We start from the raw sequence: 15,775 nt of genomic DNA on the forward strand, positions 1-15,775 counted from the left end.
GAGTATGAAAATGTCTAATGAACAGGTAAATGCATCAATCATTCAGAAACAAGAAATAAAATCAATACACTGGATTGATAGCATGGCTAGAAAAGTGCTACTGGACTATTTAGGGAAAATGACACAAGCCTCATTAACCATCAGTGATGACTTGGGTCAAGTTACATTAGGTAACTCACAATCGAGTTTAGAAGCGGTTGTTGAAATTAATAATATGGAAGCGTACCGAAAAATCTTATTTGGTGGTGGTATTGGTGCGAGTGAGGCGTATGTCGCAGGTTGGTGGACGAGTCCAAATTTAACTAAAGTAATTCAAGTGCTAGGGCGTGAAGAAGGCGTTCTGGATAGAGTAGAAAGCAGTTTTAGTAAACTGGTTCAGTTCTTTGACTTAATTAATCATAAACGTAATAAAAATACTGAAGAAGGGTCTAAAAAGAACATTTTAGCGCACTATGATTTAGGCAATGATATGTACAAAACGTTTCTTGATAAAGAAATGCTGTACTCAAGTGCTATCTATCCGAATGCGGATGCTAACTTAGAAGAAGCTCAGTTATTTAAGTTACAAACTATTTGTGAGCGACTTGAACTCAAAGAAGGGGAAACCCTACTTGAAATTGGTACCGGTTGGGGAGCATTAGCCATTTATGCTGCACAACATTACGGAGTAAATGTTACTACCACGACAATTTCAGATGCTCAATATGAATTTGCAGAGCAGAGAGTAAAAGCCTTAGGATTAGAAGACCGAATTACGCTTTTAAAGCAAGATTATCGTACGCTTGAAGGTCAATATGACAAATTAGTATCGATAGAAATGATAGAGGCAGTAGGGCACGAATACCTGAGCACTTTCTTTGATGTATGCAGTCGACACCTTAAACCTCAAGGGAAAATGTTAATCCAAGCCATTACGATTGCTGACCAACGCTATGATCAATATCGTAAAAGTGTCGATTTTATTCAACGCTATATATTCCCAGGTGGATGTTTACCCTCGGTTAGTGTGATGGCAAATAAAGTCGCACAAAATACAGATATGGTGATTACTTCTTTACACGATATCGGTTTAGATTATGCCAAAACATTACGTCATTGGTATGAGCGTTTTGATGATGCGAATAGTGAATTAAAACAAATGGGTTATGGCGATGACTTTATTCGTTTATGGCAGTTCTATCTTTGTTACTGCGAAGGTGGATTTTTAGAGCGTAAAATCAGCACTGTGCATTTAGTGGCAGCTAAACCACAACATGGGGTGTGTTAGTTCATCATTACTTATATTTATGCCAATCTGGATAAGTCGCTTAGCAACAAACTTATTTAGGTTGGTATTGTAGGAGGCTCCAATGTTACGTTATTTTCCTCTCATTAATGCGGTTTGGTTTCAATTGATTTGGTTTGCAGTGATCCTTTATCAACAACAAGCTATTCCTTTCTTACTTGTTTCAATATTGCTCCATCTTTTGGTATCGCCTACACGAAAGTTAGACTTTTATTTTCTCATTTTTATTTCGATGTTAGGTATATTTGGTGATGTGTTATTGTCATTTACAGGTGTGTATCAATTTCCGGATAATGCATTAATTCCAGTTTGGCTAATTTTATTATGGTGTCATTTTGGTTTTGCTATTAATCACAGTTTAGGATGGCTATCACGTTTTCATCTCGGACTTATCGCTTTACTTGGTGCGATTGCGGGTCCATTAAACTATTTAGCAGGTCATCGATTAGGCGCTGTTGATTTCTCATATTCATATCAAATCACTTTATTTTCAATTGGAGTGATCTGGGCTGTGAATCTACCCGTATTTATTATTATACAAAGGCGTTTAAGATCAAGAATAAATAACGAGGGGAAGAATCATGAGACGTTTGATAAATATACTCACAATAGCAAGCCTATTAATACTAAATAGTGTTACCGCTGCACCATTACAAGGCTTACAAAGCAGTGGTAAATCAGAGCTGTCATGGTTTTTAATCTCAGTGTATGAAGCTCAGTTATTCACCTCTTCAGGTCAATTTGTGTATGGAAAATATCCACAAGCCATTGAAATTGAATACTATCGTAACATTACAAAAGAAAACCTAATTAAAGCGACTAAAGACCAATGGGAAGAGCAATCAATCAATCATCCTGATTTAGATTCTTGGTTGATTGAATTAGAACAGGTATTTCCCGATGTGAAACCTGAAGATAAATTGGTTTTTACCATTGATGATGTAGGTAATAATCAATTTTTCTTAAATGATAAGCCTATTGGAAAAATAGCAAATCGAGACTTCTCTCAACTTTTCCTTGATATTTGGGTATCAGAGAAGACCACTTATCCAGATTTACGCCTTGAATTGATAGGAGAGCAATAATGAAAAAGATAGTGCTATTTATTTTTAGTATTCTATTGGTAGGTTGTTCTTCTCAAGATATTAATGATTATGCAGACACAACCCCTGAATTCTCAATGAAATCCTTTTTTCAAGGTGATTTAAAAGCAGAAGGGATAGTAAAAGACTTCAGTGGCACGGTGATAAGAACGTTTACCGTTGATCTTCAAGCTCAATGGAACGGAGATACATTAACATTAGATGAGCAATTTCTATTTAATGATGGTGAAGAACAAGATCGAACATGGGTGATTCAAGATTTAGGTAATAATTCATATACAGGAATCGCCAGTGACATTCTTGATTCGGCTTATGGAAAAAGCGTAGGGAATGCTCTTAATTGGAAATACTCAATGATACTAAAGGTAGATGATTCACACTATGAAGTCGAGTTTGATGATTGGATTTATCAAGTCTCAGATAGCGTTGTTATCAATCAAACTGAAATTTATAAATGGGGTATACAAGTAGGTGAAGTTGTACTTGTTATCCGAAAATAAGTAAAAACCTTGAAATGAAATATGCCGCTAAACCAAAACCACTCACTTTTCCCCCTCTTCGAAGTGAGTGGTTTTCTATATTAATGAATTAGAAGACCCTAGATTAGGATAAAATGAGAGATAATTTAATTTTAATCATCATCATTACCATTTGTGGGGATGCGATTTGAATTGGAACTTCTATCTCTGTCACAGTATTGCAATTTAAGACTCGTATAATCGGGTTCTTGGAACTCACATAAGGATATTAATATGAGTGCAAACTACCTGGATAAAACTAGGTATCGTGAAGAGGTGGAATTAGAGTGGCTAGACGCAATTGAAGCGGGCCTATACTTCCATAGCTCAATAGAGGTTGAGAGTGGTTCTGACACTACCCTCAACAATTAATGTTTTCAATTCTCACTATTTTTAATAGTACTAGGTGATTTAATCACTTGATTTAGGCAAAAAGGAAATAGATTCTCCTTCTGCGGTTAAAATCGAAATCTGTTCCGGCTTGCCTTTTTCATCCAATCGTAATTCCCCAATTGAACTTTTATTAATTAGCTTATCGTTATTTGTGACCGATGGATCTCGTTTGGTGACTAATAAATTCTTACGCTTTGTAAACCAGTTTAACGGAGAGTGCGGGCTATAAAGCACTCTGTCCATAAAATCACAAAAACGAAGCAAGGCATTAGGAAACTCGTTTTTAAATCCACTACAAGTAATTTGGTAGATATCAGGGCTTGATTTACTGTGACGTAATTTAATGTCATAGGCGAAAGAGTAATGCACATCACCAGATAGAATCACAAAGTTCTGTGGTGTTTTAGGATGGGTTAAAATACTCAGTAAGGTATTAGCAGATCCCGGGTGAGCCATCCAATTTTCAGCATCAATCACTAAAGGCTGCCCCAACATAGTCATTGTTTTTTGCAGGGATTCTATAAATTTAACTCCAAAAATAGGTGCAGCAGAGACAATGATAATGGCTTCTTGTCCAATAAGCTCATGCTGAAAATCAAGCATCGCCTCCCAATCCATCAAACCTGACGGTTTATTAGTATTGGATTCAGAACGCCAACGACGAGTTCGAGTGTCTAACACTACGATTTTAGGCATTGTGTGGATAGAGTAATGCCATTGCTCGAATCGAGTTAAATCTCTAATAAGTTGCGTATGCTGCTCATGCTTATAATGGCGAAAGAGTTGACGGAAACTCTCTAAAAATTCGTCATCAAATTGTTCAGGGTTATTTCCCCAGCCTTGACACAGAAAGTAGCCCATTAAGCCATTGCCAATCACTTGAGTTGCTAGCGGATGCCCATTAACGGCATTCTCCCAGCCAATGGTTAAGTTCCAATCATCAGTGATGTCATGATCATCAAAGATCATGTAAGTTGGTATATGCGCAAACAGTTGTTGGACGTCATTTAGTCCTTGCACAAATTGATAAATAATCGTTTTTTCTTTTTTCCAGCAAGCGTGCCATTTCTTATCCAATTTACCTTCTGGATCAGGAAGAGAAGCGGGCAGATCTACACATTCCCACAATGTAGGCGACCAAACTAATAAATACATGACGAAGAACTCGGCACAGGTTATTAGATGATTCTCATGCTCACTGGAGCTAAAAATAGGACGAGACTTATATACATTCCAGCGAGAAAGAAAATTAGTATTATCAATGTAGTGCGGCAAAATTTTATCGCGATGATAAAGATTATGCTGATGAGTATAGAGTAAGGTGCTTGTTGGGATCTCGGTATCAGGAAGCGACTCTTCAAATAATCCTAATTGAGGAATGATTTGTTGGATTGCTATTAGCATTGGTCCTGCGACATCATCTGCATAGATCTGATCACCGCTCATCATCAATAAAGAGGCTCTGTCTTTAAGTGCTTGCGTTTTCAGTTGTTGATTAGCAATAACTAAGCTGTCTTTGCTTGGGTAATGAGGATTACGACATGAACCATGTAAGACATAGTAGGCAGTGTCTTTAATGCTAAATGAAAATAGAGATTCATTAGAATAAAGCGCATTAGGCAATAAAGTAGATAATGCACCATGTTGAGTGATGACATCGTATTCGAGAGCTTGATTTACCGGAAAACTTCCTTGGCATTGCAGTAGATAAACCCACGCATGGTGACCGATTTGAATGCATTGCTGATCGGTTATCATAAACTCAAGTGCATTATCTGCCGATTGAATTAGGGTATGACCTTCGAGGCGTTCTGAAGTCGTTAGCCATAAGTTGACTTCAGTCGCACTCGATTTTCTAATAATAGGCCCAGCAAGAATTAACGGTAGTGATTTAGACATCAATTAATACAACTCTTAATAACAGATGAGACCATCATAATACTTGGTATGGTTAACTTGCAACATCCTGAGCTTTGGCGCTTTTATAGATATCCAGTGTTTTTAACCGTTGTATTGCATGTTCAATAATAGGTTTTACATAATTATCCGGTTTTAATAGTGGCTTGTTATTAGGTTGGTGCAGTGGTTTTCCTGTTAGTGCTGTTAATTCTGGTAACCAGTGTTTAATAAAAATACCACTATTATCAAAGCGTTCACTTTGTGTTGTTGGGTTAAAAATACGAAAGTAAGGGGTACTGTCACAGCCTACTGATGCACACCATTGCCACCCACCATTATTCGACGCAAAATCACCATCGATAAGTTTTGACATAAAGTACTGCTCGCCCCAGCGCCAATCAATGTGTAAATCTTTGACTAAAAAACTGGCGGTGATCATGCGTAACCGATTATGCATCCAACCAGTATTGTTGAGTTGTTTCATTGCGGCATCAACAATAGGAAACCCTGTTTCGCCTTTGCACCATTGCTCAAATTTATCGGTATCGTTATTCCATTGAATGTACTTATCAAAACTTAGGAATGCTTGGTTTTTAGATAACAATGGATAAAAGTGAAGTAAATGAGTGTAAAACTCACGCCAAATTAATTCATCAAGCCAGATCTCTTGTCCCTGAGTTAATTGGTTATGCGCTTCTAAGTGCAAACGTAAAATACATTGCTTTGCTGAAATTGCACCAATAGCCAAATAAGGAGAAAGTTGACTTGTCCCTTCTATTGCCGGGTAATCTCGTTGGTCATTATATTGTTGTGATTTTTCACGACAAAATTGACGCATTGTATTAAGTATTGTTTTGTTTGAAATAGGCCACGCTTTACTTTCATTACTGATAGAGTTGGTGAATGCGTGGTCATTATAGTTTTGCAGTGAGTCCAGTTGTGATGCAGATAGTTCAACTGACGGTATCACTTTTTCAATGGCTGGAAAATGTTGATAAAAGTGCTCTCGCCATGCTTTTTTAAAGGGCGTAAAAACCTTGTAAGGTTGTTTAGTTTTATTCAGTATTTTTCCTACATCTACAGCACATTTTGCATTGTAAAAAGTGCAATTAATTTCGTTAAGGTGTGTTCTTACCTTGTGATCTCTAGCTAACTCATCCGCTTCATATTCTTTATTTACAAATAAATGGGAGAGACTAAGATCGTCACATAATGTTTTAAGTTGAGATGGCGTGTCTTTAAACCAAGGACAAGACAATATTAATAATGGGATGTGTAAAGTGTTGAGTTCTTTTTCGAGCTCAAGTAATCGCCTCTTGATTAAATCAATTTGAATTGGTGATTTATTATGTTTTTGCCACTGCGCTTCACTGACAATATAAAGCGCAATGGTCGGTGCTTGATTCGCAAGAGCTGCCGATAACGCAGGGTTATCAGCAATTCTTAGATCTGTTCTAAACCAAACACATTGCATGGTTGGTTTATAATCCATAGCGTAATCTCAGTTCTTGAGGGTATGGATTAAGGAAAGATTGTTTTGCTAAATATTCATTCGCATGAATACCTAAATGATGCTTAATTAAGGTAATAGGAGACAATAAAGGCAATAACCCTTGATTATAGTCTTGAATAATTAATGCGAGTTCTTGTTTCTGTGGTGATTCGAGTTCTTTCTTGAAATACCCTTGTAGGTGCATTAGTACGTTGGTGTTATTTTTTCGTGATGCTCGGATCGACATTGTTTGCATTAATTGCGTTCGATAAATAGCAAAGAAATCATTAATGTCATAATCAGTTACTTTTGCGACGAGTTTTCCTAGCTCTTTGTAACCGACAGTTGAATGCGACATTAAGGTGTATTTGTAACGAGAATGAAAGGCAACAATTTTACCCGCTGTAGGTTTTCCATCCATAGATTCATATAAATCATGTAAGCAGAACACACGGGTAATGAAGTTCTCTTTAAGTACAGGATCGTTTAATCGACCATCTTCTTCTACTGGTAGCCAAGGCATCTCTTTCATTAGGATTTGAGTATAAAGACCAACTCCATTCTTTGTGGCACTATTTTTACTGTATACCTTAACGCGTTCCATACCACAGCTTGGTGAATTTGCACATACAATGTAACCACACATCTCAGTTTCTTTTAATCGAGCAACCGTTTTTTGTGAGAATTCGACCATTGAATCAGTGTAGTCAAGCGAACTGTCTTTTGAATCAACCAGAGCAATGCGTTCTTCGTTAGTGATAAGACGTATAGAGGGTCTTGGGACAGACATACCGCTGCCAACTTCAGGACAAATAGGAACATAAGTGAAATAAGGAGCAAGCACTTTAGAGGCAAATTTATTACTTTTATGCCCGCCATCAAAACGAACATTTTCACCATTAACGCATGAACTAATACCAATTTTAATATCCATGATTTGACACTCCATTGCTTATTTTTATTATCAGTAGTTAATTAAACGAATTAACTCTCTATTTGGTTCACTTCAGCTTGACTCTTTTTTTGTACTCGCGCAAACTGACTGTAAACATATTGTGACACCTATCTTAGTTAAGGAAGCTTTTGTGCGTCTTGAAGTGCAATGTAAAGATCGATTAGGGCTAACCCGTGAATTGCTTGATATTTTGGCCTCTCAGAATATCGATTTACGAGATATTGAAATTGAAAAAACAGGGTTAATCTATCTTAATTTTCCAGAAGTAGAATTTGATGAGTTTAGTCAATTAATGGCAAAAATTCGTCGAATTGAGGGAGTTATGGATGTTCGTAAAATCCCATTCCTACCAAGTGAGCGTCGCAATACAGAGTTATTAGCGGTATTAAGTACGCTTCCTGATCCTGTTTTCTCTATTAGCTTAAAAGGCAAAATTGATAATGCGAATCAGGCCGTAGCCTCTTTATTTAATGTAGACAAAGAAACCCTTATTGGCCAACCTGCAAGCCTATTATTGCCTGACTTTAATATTACTTATTGGTTAGAGGAATCTCGCATTCGCCAGCGAGAATCAATGGAAATCGAAGGTGTAAATTATGTCATGGAAATCATGCCTGTTTATATTACTGATGATGATAACGCCTCTATTTTAGCCAGTTCGGTTGTTATTATTAAGCCTTCGATTGATTCTCAACAAGCACGTCCATTTTTACCTGAATCGTCTAATCTTGGCTTTGAGCATTTTGTTGGGTCATCCACTAAATATAAAAAACTGATCTCTCAAGCAAAGAAACTGTCAGATATTGATCAGTCTTTACTTATCCAAGGTGAAACCGGTACGGGTAAAGAGATGTTAGCTCGTGCGTGTCACAACGCCTCTATTCGTTCTGGTAAAGCATTTATGGTAGTCAATTGTGCTGCTATGCCAGATGATGTCGCAGAGACAGAATTGTTCGGTTATGCCCCAGGTGCATTCCCTAATATGCCAGAAGGTAAAAGAGGGATCATTGAGCAAGCAGACGGAGGAACGGTTTTCTTTGATGAAATCAGTGAAATGAGCCCGTTGCTACAAATTAAATTATTGCGCTTTATTCAAGATGGTAACTTCCGTCGTGTGGGTGAAGAGAAAGAGATCCATGTCGATGTAGGGATCATTGGCGCAAGTAAGAAAGAACTCCTAGACTTAGTCGAACAAGGTGTATTCCGAGAAGATCTTTATTATCGTTTGAATGTATTATTCTTAGAGATACCACCATTACGTGAACGTCCGTCAGACGTAGCGACGTTATTTGAGTTTTTTGTTGCTCAACTATGTAAAGAATTGAGTATCGTAAAACCGTCGATTTCTGAGGATGTGTATGATTATTTACGCAGTTATTCGTGGCCGGGCAATGTACGTCAGCTTAGAAGTGCGACGTTAAAAGCATTAACGCAAATGGACAGAAATCAGTTAAGTACTTCTCATTTTATGCTGCCAATCGCAGATAACAATACGAGTGTTATTAACATTAATGTTGATGGCACACTAGATGAAATCATGAAGTCGTATGAATCGAGTATATTGTCTGGCTTATACAGTGAATTTCCCTCAAGTCGTAAACTAGCGAAGCGTTTAGGGGTTTCACATACTGCAATTGCGAATAAACTGCGTGATTACGGTATTGGTAAGAAGTAGGGAGAAACAACATGGATGTACATTTTGATTTTGACCATTACCAAGTTCGTTTAATTAAAAGTACCGATACAGTGATGATAGCTAATTATTTTATGCGTAATCGTCATCATTTAGAACCATGGGAACCAAAGCGTGCTAATGCCTTTTTTACACCAGAAGGATGGAAGCAGCGTTTATTACAACTGGTTGAACTGCATAAGCATAACTTAGCTTTCTACTTTGTGATTTTTGATAAACAAGAGCACAAAATTATTGGCACGGTGAGCTACAGTAATATTACGCGTTTTCCTTTCCATGCCTCTCATATTGGTTATTCGTTGGATGAAAAGTATCAAGGAAATGGCATTATGCAGCGAGCAGTTAAAGAAACGATTAATTGGATGTTTTCTGTGCAGAACCTTCATAGAATTATGGCCGCTTATATTCCTCATAATGAAAAAAGTGGCAAGGTATTATCTGCCCTTGGTTTCGTTAAAGAAGGCGAAGCTAAAGATTATTTATATATCAATGGCGCGTGGGAAGACCATATTCTCACTTCAAAAATAAATGATGATTGGAAACCAGATTAGGGCTATTTCGTCATAAAAATAAGAAAAGTTAAGAAAATAGCAGAAGTTAATCATAGAGATGTACTAAGTTTAGTGTAATCTACATGGGTTGATTTGAATTATTATTAAAGAATAAAAAAAGGAATTTAAATGCTGAAGTTCATTAAGTTTTTGCAGTTGTTGATTTTAGGTATCGTTGGTGCGTTTGTTATTCAATCAACTGTGTTGCATGGTATTGGTATTTTCAGTGAGCGCTACGTCATCATGAGCTTGGTGCTGATGGCATTGTTAGAGCTGGCTATTTTTATTATTTATAAGTTAGTAGAAGATGATTTCACTAACGAACCGAAAGTAAAAAAGTAGCACGAATTTAGCAAATCGTTGAATGAAAAAACCGATAACTCTTTGGAGATATCGGTTTTTTTGTGCCTAGTATTACAATTACATTGAGTTAGAAGAGCTCATTTAACGCACTATCAATAGCATTAACCAATTTAGTAATGTGTTCAGGCTGTGAAATAAACGGAGGCATCATATAGATCAGTTTGCCAAATGGACGTATCCAAACTCCTTGCTCGACAAAGTGTGCTTGGATTTTTTCCATCTCAACAGGCGTGGTTAATTCCACAACGCCTATCGCTCCAAGCCATCGAACATCTGCAACCACATCGTGTTTTTTAAGTTGAGGCAGTAATTCTGAAAAGCAGGTTTCAATTTGTTTGGTTTGAGTTTGCCAATGATTTTGTTGGATCAGTTCTAAACTGGCATTAGCGACCGCACAAGCCAATGGATTTCCCATAAAGGTTGGGCCATGCATGAAGCATCCGGCGTCCCCACCACAGACGGTATCGGCAACAACTTTACTGGTTAATGTCGCAGATAACGTCATGTAACCGCCAGTAAGCGCTTTACCAATACACATAATATCAGGTTCAATATCGGCGTGCTCACAGGCAAACAGTTTTCCTGTTCGACCAAAACCTGTCGCAATCTCATCCAAAATTAACAGTAAGTCATATTGATCACATAGACGACGAACCTCTTTTAAATATTGAGGATGATATAGGCGCATTCCGCCAGCACCTTGAACAATAGGCTCAAGGATCATTGCGGCGATCTCTTCATGGCATTCAGCCAACATATTTTCTAACGGAAGAATATCGTCAGGATTCCACTCACCACCAAACTTACTGGTCGGTGATTCCACAAACAGGTGCTCTGGTAAAAAACCTTTATATAGACCGTGCATTGAATTATCAGGATCAGTTACCGACATCGCGGCAAAGGTATCACCATGGTAACCATGTCGAACCGTTACGAATTTTGAGCGAGGTTGACCTTTGGCGTGCCAATATTGCAGAGCCATTTTTAAACTAACTTCAACCGCTACTGAGCCAGAATCGGCTAAAAAGACTTGCTCTAATCGAGAAGGGCTTAGTTCAACTAACTTTTTACATAAATCGACCGCAGGTTGATGCGTAATACCACCAAACATCACATGCGCCATTTTATCGGTTTGATCTTTAATGGCTTGATTTAGGTGAGGATGACAGTAACCGTGAATGGTAGACCACCAAGAAGACATTCCATCAACCAGTGCTGTCCCATTTTCTAAATAGAGATTGACCCCATTAGCGTGGGTAACAGGGTAGCAAGAGAGCGGGTTAATTGTAGATGTGTAGGGATGCCAAATGTGTTGACGGTCAAAATCCAAATCGACGTTTTTGTTCATTTATTCACCAGTTGTAAACTTTGTTTATCCATTTAGGTTGACAGTGTATCGTTTAACCGTAGACTAGCCAAGTATAAATAGAGACCAAAAAGCACAATCAAAAGTGGTCGGATCTTAGCAATAGCAATGGTTATAGCATGTTAACGAAAGGAATTTACACGTGGAAGTGAGACATAACTGGACAGTAGCAGAAGTACAGGCGTTGATGGATAAGCCGTTTATGGATTTAATCTTTGATGCTCAATTAGTACATCGTAAGTATCAACAAACAAACCATGTACAAGTAAGTACACTGCTATCAATTAAAACGGGCGCTTGTCCTGAAGATTGTAAATATTGCCCTCAAAGTGCTCATTACCGCACTGACGTTGATCGTGAACGTTTGATGGAAGTAGAAAGCGTTTTGGATGCTGCGAAAAAAGCGAAGAACTCAGGTTCAACCCGTTTCTGTATGGGTGCTGCTTGGAAAAATCCAAAAGAACGTGATATGCCTTATCTGCTAGATATGATCAAAGGCGTCAAAGAGATGGGTCTTGAGACGTGCATGACGTTAGGGATGATCACCTCAGATCAAGCGGATGAATTATCAGGCGCAGGATTAGATTATTACAACCATAATTTAGATACCTCTCCAGAGTTTTACGGCAGCATTATTACCACGCGAACGTATCAAGATCGTTTAGATACGTTATCTCATGTTCGTGATGCCGGAATGAAGATCTGTTCTGGTGGCATTATCGGCATGGGCGAAAGTGACAGTGATCGTGCGGGTCTGTTTGTTGAATTAGCGAACCTTCCTCAGCATCCAGAGTCTGTTCCTGTCAATATGCTGGTAAAAGTAAAAGGCACGCCGTTAGAAGATGCGGAAGATGTCGACCCATTTGATTTTATCCGTTTAATTGCGGTTGCTCGTATCATGATGCCTGAATCTGCTGTGCGTTTGTCTGCAGGTCGTGAAAGCATGAATGAGCAGATGCAAGCCTTATGCTTTATGGCCGGTGCTAACTCGGTATTTTATGGGTGTAAACTGCTGACAACACCAAACCCTGATGAAGACAGTGATATGCAACTGTTTAAAAAATTAGGTGTAAACAGCCAGCAAATAGCACAGAAACCAGATGTGGTTCAAGAACATGAATTGTTAGACCGCGTTGCTGAACGTGTCGCTTCTCGTCCTGAAAAAAATGATTTATTTTATGAAGCAAGCGTTTAATCAACGTATTAGCTCTGCACTTACCCAGCGTAAGCAAGCGGGGTTAACTCGTTCTCGAAGAATAATAGATCAGGGTAATCAAGCAAGGTTAGTGGTGGATGGTCAATCCTACATTAACTTTTCAGGTAATGATTATCTTGGTCTTGCTGGCAGTAAAGAGTTAACTCAAGCGTGGCAGCAAGGGCTTTCTTTGTATGGCTGTGGCAGTGGTGCATCGCCATTGGTTACTGGCTATTCTAAACCTCATGCTGATCTAGAGTCTCAACTGGCAGAATGGCTGGGGTTTGATTGCGCATTACTGTTTAATTCAGGCTTTAGTGCCAATCAAGCGGTGCTTTTTTCATTATTAGAAAAAGGCGATACGTTGCTGCAAGATAAACTCAATCATGCCTCGTTAATGGAAGCGGGTATGTTCTCACCTGCGACCATGAAACGCTTCAAACACAATGATATTACCCACTTAACTAAATTATTAAACGCTTGTGATGATTCACCTTCTTTAGTGGTGACGGAAGGCGTATTTAGTATGGATGGCGATCTTTCCCCATTATCAGATATTGCCACTGTAGCCAAAGATAACAGCGCATGGCTAATGGTGGATGATGCCCACGGATGTGGAGTGTTAGGTAATAATGGCCGAGGTTGTTGTGATTTTTATCAAGTAACCCCGGACATTCTAGTCGTCACGTTTGGTAAAGGGTTTGGTTTATCGGGTGCGGTGGTGTTATGTAATGCAGAGTGTGGTGATTATTTGGCCCAATTTGCTCGTCATCATGTTTATTCAACAGCAATGCCACCAGCTCAAGCTCACGCCTTGTCTCATGCTTTATCTATGATCCAACAACAAGAGTGGCGACGTGAAAAATTAAGTGAACTGAGTCAGCAATTTGAATCAGAATTGGCCGGTATTTCAGGATCTGTGAAAACGATAACACCAATTAAACCTATTATTATCGGTGAAGCGGACGCTGCAATTAGCATGTCAGATAAACTAAAAGCACAAGGTTTATGGACAACCGCCATTCGCCCGCCAACGGTTCCTGTTGGTACGGCACGATTAAGGGTGACCTTAAGTGCTAACCATTCAACACAAGACGTTACCCAATTAACACAAGCAATAATAAAATTAGGATAATGAGTTATGGTTAATCAAGCAGTCGCCATAGAAACCTCACATTGGACTCCAAATAAAGAAAAAAAAGCCATTCAAGCTGCCTTTAGTAAAGCCGCAAATACCTATGATCACTCTGCTGAGTTTCAGCGTCAGGTGGCGGATACCTTATTATCTTACTTACCTCAAGACCTATCAGGGCAGCGCATCATAGATGTAGGTTGTGGAACCGGTTATTGCAGTGAGCAACTGTTGAAGCGCGGTGCAATAGTGGTTGCGTTTGATCTGTCTCAATCGATGTTAGATAAAGCCAAAGAGCGCTGCGGTGAGTTGAAGATATCTTATGTGCAAGGTGATGCAGAGCATTTACCCTTTATCAATAATGAATTTGATGTTGTCGTTTCTAGTTTAGCATTGCAATGGTGTCAGGATTTATCTGTACCTTTACGTGAAATGAATCGAATTACCCATAATAAAAGCAAGGTTATATTTTCAACTTTGTTAGATGGCTCACTATTTGAGTTGAAAAAAGCGTGGTCAAAGGTTGATTCATATCAACATGTTAACGATTTTATTACCTCATCTATGGTAAACCTTGCGTTAGCGCAATCTGAATGTAACAAGTTTACACTAGACTGCACGCCAGTCGAGATGACGTATTCTTCTGCTCTTGCTTTAATGAAAGATTTAAAAGGAATTGGAGCAACGCATTTATCTAATGGTCGCCACTCAGGTTTATTGAGTAAAGAAAAGCTATTAGCAGTAGAAGAAGCGTATCAAGTTTTTAAGAATGAATTTAATAAGTTACCTGCTACTTATCAGGTAGGCTTTGGAGTTATAAGTAATGATTGATGCATTTTTTGTTGCAGGTACAGATACCGATGTAGGTAAAACCGTCTCTTCTAAAGCGATTTTAGACGCTTTAAATATGAAGGGGCTAAATACATCCGCATATAAACCTGTTGCCGCAGGATCTGAAGACAAAGGTGAAGGCGTTCAAAACTCTGATGCAATCCATTTACGCTCTGTTGCCAATGTTGAATTAAGCTACGAAGAAGTAAACCCGTATGCATTATTATTGCCTTCATCACCTCATATTGCAGCGGAAGCGGAAGGCGTAGTCATTGATTACTCTGTACTGTCTCAAGGTTTGGCTGCATTAAAAGCTAAATCTGATGTGGTGCTAGTAGAAGGCGCAGGTGGTTGGCGTGTTCCTGTTTCTAAAGATGATTGCTTGTCTACTTGGGTTAAGCAAGAGAAATTGCCAGTCGTATTAGTGGTAGGCATTAAATTGGGCTGTTTAAGTCATGCAATGCTAACGGCTGAAGCGATTCAACATGATGGCTTAGAGATCATTGGTTGGGTAGCAAACCGAATCAACCCAGGTACTGAAAATTACGCTGAGATTATCGCTATGTTAGAAGATAAAATGCCAGCACCAAAATTAGGTGAAATCCCATACATGCCAAGTGTTAAGCGTAAAAATATGGGTAAATACATTAATTTAGATGTGTTAGAAAGTTAATTTCTATTGCTATAAACGCATTTAAGTACAAGATACAGAAGCCAATATCTTTCATGATGTTGGCTTTTTTTTGGACATTAATTTCATTGATATGAAAACGTTTCTCTAAATAGCGTCACCATCGCCCGTGTTTTCTCAGGTAAATAACTTGGGGTGGGGTAAACCAAAGTAATGGTTAAATCTGTAAAAGAAGTTCTGGGTAAGACCTCAATGAGTTGGCCATTTTCGATTTTATCTTCAATTAATATAGATGGTAGAAGAGCAATGCCTTGCTAGATCGTAACAATAACCGACACACTCTTACCATTTAAAAACTCGCTCGGACT

At 38.5% G+C, this 15,775-nt stretch carries 17 protein-coding genes; 12 read left to right on the forward strand and 5 right to left on the reverse strand.

The window, feature by feature from the left end:
* The first annotated feature begins 10 nt into the window (after positions 1–10).
* From Q1K78_RS10655 to Q1K78_RS10675, 5 genes are all read left to right on the forward strand, one after another.
* Positions 11–1,267, forward strand: coding sequence for a cyclopropane-fatty-acyl-phospholipid synthase family protein (locus Q1K78_RS10655; protein ID WP_300178033.1), 1,257 nt, complete (start codon positions 11–13; stop codon positions 1,265–1,267).
* 82 nt (positions 1,268–1,349) lie between these two features.
* Positions 1,350–1,919 carry a DUF2878 domain-containing protein gene (locus tag Q1K78_RS10660; RefSeq protein WP_300178035.1) on the forward strand — a complete coding sequence of 190 codons (570 nt, stop codon included), beginning with the start codon at positions 1,350–1,352 and terminating at the stop codon, positions 1,917–1,919.
* The gene (locus Q1K78_RS10665; RefSeq protein WP_300178038.1) at positions 1,867–2,370 is read left to right on the forward strand and encodes a chalcone isomerase family protein; all 504 of its coding nucleotides are present in this window, start codon (positions 1,867–1,869) and stop codon (positions 2,368–2,370) included. Before Q1K78_RS10660 ends, Q1K78_RS10665 begins: the two co-directional genes overlap by 53 nt.
* On the forward strand, positions 2,370–2,888 hold the full coding sequence (locus tag Q1K78_RS10670; RefSeq protein WP_300178041.1) for a DUF3833 domain-containing protein: 519 nt from the start codon (positions 2,370–2,372) through the stop codon (positions 2,886–2,888). Before Q1K78_RS10665 ends, Q1K78_RS10670 begins: the two co-directional genes overlap by 1 nt.
* 252 nt (positions 2,889–3,140) lie before the next feature.
* Positions 3,141–3,278, forward strand: a complete 138-nt coding sequence (locus tag Q1K78_RS10675; protein ID WP_300178044.1) for a hypothetical protein — start codon at positions 3,141–3,143, stop codon at positions 3,276–3,278.
* Between the two features lie 39 nt (positions 3,279–3,317).
* Here Q1K78_RS10675 and Q1K78_RS10680 read toward each other — a convergent pair whose 3' ends face one another.
* Genes Q1K78_RS10680 through Q1K78_RS10690 form a run of 3 tightly spaced genes read right to left on the reverse strand, consistent with a single transcriptional unit; the run spans position 3,318 to position 7,624 of the window.
* A complete protein-coding gene (locus Q1K78_RS10680) occupies positions 3,318–5,198 on the reverse strand; it encodes an alkaline phosphatase D family protein (protein WP_300178047.1) in 1,881 nt (626 codons plus the stop codon).
* A 52-nt stretch (positions 5,199–5,250) separates the two neighbouring features.
* A complete protein-coding gene (gene phrB, locus Q1K78_RS10685) occupies positions 5,251–6,690 on the reverse strand; it encodes a deoxyribodipyrimidine photo-lyase (RefSeq protein WP_300178050.1) in 1,440 nt (479 codons plus the stop codon).
* Positions 6,680–7,624 (reverse strand): DUF523 and DUF1722 domain-containing protein, encoded by a 945-nt coding sequence (locus tag Q1K78_RS10690; RefSeq protein WP_300178053.1) that lies wholly within the window; start codon positions 7,622–7,624, stop codon positions 6,680–6,682. Before Q1K78_RS10690 ends, phrB begins: the two co-directional genes overlap by 11 nt.
* Positions 7,625–7,775: 151 nt before the next feature.
* Here Q1K78_RS10690 and tyrR point away from each other — a divergent pair, with 151 nt between their 5' ends.
* The 3 genes from tyrR (at position 7,776) to Q1K78_RS10705 (ending at position 10,231) form a co-directional block, all read left to right on the forward strand.
* The gene (gene tyrR / locus Q1K78_RS10695) at positions 7,776–9,320 is read left to right on the forward strand and encodes a transcriptional regulator TyrR (protein ID WP_300178055.1); all 1,545 of its coding nucleotides are present in this window, start codon (positions 7,776–7,778) and stop codon (positions 9,318–9,320) included.
* A gap of 11 nt (positions 9,321–9,331) precedes the next feature.
* The gene (rimJ, locus tag Q1K78_RS10700) at positions 9,332–9,889 is read left to right on the forward strand and encodes a ribosomal protein S5-alanine N-acetyltransferase (RefSeq protein ID WP_300178058.1); all 558 of its coding nucleotides are present in this window, start codon (positions 9,332–9,334) and stop codon (positions 9,887–9,889) included.
* A 129-nt stretch (positions 9,890–10,018) separates the two neighbouring features.
* A complete protein-coding gene (locus Q1K78_RS10705) occupies positions 10,019–10,231 on the forward strand; it encodes a hypothetical protein (protein ID WP_300178061.1) in 213 nt (70 codons plus the stop codon).
* An 88-nt stretch (positions 10,232–10,319) separates the two neighbouring features.
* Here Q1K78_RS10705 and bioA read toward each other — a convergent pair whose 3' ends face one another.
* Positions 10,320–11,600, reverse strand: coding sequence for an adenosylmethionine--8-amino-7-oxononanoate transaminase (bioA, locus tag Q1K78_RS10710; RefSeq protein ID WP_300178064.1), 1,281 nt, complete (start codon positions 11,598–11,600; stop codon positions 10,320–10,322).
* Positions 11,601–11,760: 160 nt separating this feature from the next.
* Here bioA and bioB point away from each other — a divergent pair, with 160 nt between their 5' ends.
* From bioB to bioD, 4 genes are read left to right on the forward strand one after another with little or no spacing between them, the layout of a single operon-like run.
* Positions 11,761–12,813, forward strand: coding sequence for a biotin synthase BioB (gene bioB / locus Q1K78_RS10715; protein WP_300178068.1), 1,053 nt, complete (start codon positions 11,761–11,763; stop codon positions 12,811–12,813).
* The gene (gene bioF / locus Q1K78_RS10720; RefSeq protein WP_300178071.1) at positions 12,797–13,948 is read left to right on the forward strand and encodes an 8-amino-7-oxononanoate synthase; all 1,152 of its coding nucleotides are present in this window, start codon (positions 12,797–12,799) and stop codon (positions 13,946–13,948) included. Before bioB ends, bioF begins: the two co-directional genes overlap by 17 nt.
* 6 nt (positions 13,949–13,954) lie before the next feature.
* Positions 13,955–14,776 (forward strand): malonyl-ACP O-methyltransferase BioC, encoded by an 822-nt coding sequence (gene bioC, locus Q1K78_RS10725; RefSeq protein ID WP_300178074.1) that lies wholly within the window; start codon positions 13,955–13,957, stop codon positions 14,774–14,776.
* Positions 14,769–15,449 (forward strand): dethiobiotin synthase, encoded by a 681-nt coding sequence (bioD, locus tag Q1K78_RS10730; protein ID WP_300178077.1) that lies wholly within the window; start codon positions 14,769–14,771, stop codon positions 15,447–15,449. The genes bioC and bioD overlap by 8 nt, the downstream gene beginning before the upstream one ends.
* Positions 15,450–15,532: 83 nt before the next feature.
* Here bioD and Q1K78_RS10735 read toward each other — a convergent pair whose 3' ends face one another.
* On the reverse strand, positions 15,533–15,715 hold the full coding sequence (locus Q1K78_RS10735) for a LysR substrate-binding domain-containing protein (protein ID WP_300178086.1): 183 nt from the start codon (positions 15,713–15,715) through the stop codon (positions 15,533–15,535).
* Between the last annotated feature and the right edge of the window lie 60 nt (positions 15,716–15,775).

The organism is uncultured Aliivibrio sp., assembly GCF_946479765.1.
In the GTDB taxonomy this organism is placed as follows: Bacteria; Pseudomonadota; Gammaproteobacteria; order Enterobacterales; family Vibrionaceae; genus Aliivibrio.